The 1,945-nt window shown below is 47.8% G+C and carries 1 protein-coding gene; it reads left to right on the top strand.

What is annotated here, in order from left to right; all coding sequences use genetic code 11:
- Positions 1 to 351 precede the first annotated feature (351 nt).
- Positions 352 to 1,899, top strand: a complete 1,548-nt coding sequence (locus tag COV52_03550) for an IS21 family transposase (protein PIR11513.1) — start codon at positions 352 to 354, stop codon at positions 1,897 to 1,899.
- The last annotated feature ends 46 nt before the right edge of the window (positions 1,900 to 1,945 follow it).

Below are 1,945 nucleotides of genomic sequence, written 5' to 3'. Positions count from 1 at the left end.
GTGCCTGTCCCTAGTCCTTGAAGTAGCAACAGTTGTGAGTGCATGTCCCTAGTCCTTGCCATTAGCAGACGATGCCTTAAGAGAATACCCTAACAATTATTGCTCAGAACTATTAGTATCCGAAGACTGCGTATTTCCACCCTCGCCGATCACTCATTAACATTTAGCCCGATCACTCAATAACATCCAAGCCGATCGCTTAATAACATGCAACTCGATCACTTTTGCCCATAATGGTAATGCCTGATTGAACCATGTTATTAAGCGATCGACATGGATGTTATTTCCCCTTTCAGCTTTCCGTTTGTTTAAAATCAGTGCCTTTTATCCTCACCTAATAGGAACAAAGGCATGCCAAACGGAACCATTTCAATGCGTAAACTTAAATCTATTTTACAGCTTAAATATGGCGCAAAGCTGCCTCATCGTAAAATTGCGGTCAGCTTGTCGATTTCACCCTCGGTCGTGTCAACCTATGCCGCTAGAGCAGCTCAGTTAGGCATTGAGTGCTGGCCGCTGCCAGACGATTGGGACGATGTTCGGTTGGCGCGCGAGTTTCTGGGTACACGAGTTAAGTGTAAAGCCAGTCGAGCTGTTCCAGACTGGGGTCAACTGCACCAGGAGCTCAAAGGCAAGGGCGTCACCATCGAATTACTGTGGCAGGAGTATGCAGAGCGTCATCCAAACAACCACTTCAGTTATAACCATTTTTGCCGTCTTTATCGCGAGTTCAAACCCAAGTTTTCACTGAGTATGCGTCAACTGCACAAAGCCGGAGAAAAACTGTTTGTCGACTATGCTGGTCAGACTGTGCCAATCGTCGATCCCGACACGGGTGAAACCCATAAGGCACAAATCTTTGTGGCCGTGATGGGCGCCAGTAATTACACCTTTGCCGAAGCGACCTGGTCGCAGAAGATGGAAGACTGGTGTATGAGCCATAAGCGTGCCTTCGAGTTTATGGGCGGTGTTCCTGAACTGGTGATCCCCGACAATCTCAAAAGTGGTGTAGCGAAAGCTTGTCGTTACGAGCCCGATCTCAATCCGACCTACCATCAAATGGCGAGCCACTTTGGTGTTGCGATTATGCCAGCTCGGGTGCGAAAACCTAAAGACAAGGCCAAAGCTGAAGGCGGCGTTTTATTGGTAACGCGTTGGATCTTAGCCTGCTTACGTCGCGAAGTATTTTATACTCTGGCTCAGCTAAATCAGCGAATTAGTGCCTTGCTGGTGAGGCTCAATCAAAAGGCGTTTCAAAAAATACCGGGCTCCAGAGCCAGCCAATTCGAAGCACTGGACAGGGCTGCACTCAAGTCGCTGCCGCGCTCACCTTATATTTTCATGCAAATAAAAACAGTCAAGGTTCATCTCGATTATCACGTTGAAATTGAACGTAATTATTACTCGGTTCCCTATGCGCTGGTCAAAAAATCTTTGCAGGCGCACTTTAGCGAAGGCACGGTTCGTCTTTATCACGAAGGACAATGCGTGGCTCATCACGTCCGCTTGTTTACGCCTGGAAAACAAAGCACCGACAAAGAACATATGCCGGCTCATCACCGCGCCTACATGGATTGGAATCCGGGTAAATTTAAACAGCGAGCCCAGAACGCAGGCCCTCATGTGCTTGATTGGGTTAATCAGAAACTCGCCAGTAAAGCCCATCCTGAGCAGGCTTATCGTTCCTGTGCCGGTCTGCTTTCGCTGGTAAAAACCTACAACAATGAACGACTCAACGCCGCCTGTGAACGCGGATTAAAAACGGGTGCTTCAACCTTCAAAAGTATTAAAGCGATCCTCAAAAATAACCTTGACCAACAGCCCACTGAATTGCAGCTGGACTTGCTGGAGCAACTGACTACTCACGCCAATTTACGTCAACCCCATGAATTTCATTAAGGAGAATTCACCATGCTAGTCGAACAACTTCAACAGCTACGTCTGC

The organism is Gammaproteobacteria bacterium CG11_big_fil_rev_8_21_14_0_20_46_22 (assembly GCA_002796245.1).
Taxonomy (GTDB): domain Bacteria; phylum Pseudomonadota; class Gammaproteobacteria; order UBA12402; family UBA12402; genus 1-14-0-20-46-22.
The sequence above is the reverse complement of the archived record's forward strand: the minus strand, read 5'-3'. Positions and strand labels throughout refer to the sequence as shown.

Bases quoted from the DNA above. Each gene is read 5' to 3' on its own strand.
- COV52_03550 (PIR11513.1), top strand. From the start codon at position 352: ATGCCAAACGGAACCATTTCAATGCGTAAACTTAAATCTATTTTACAG.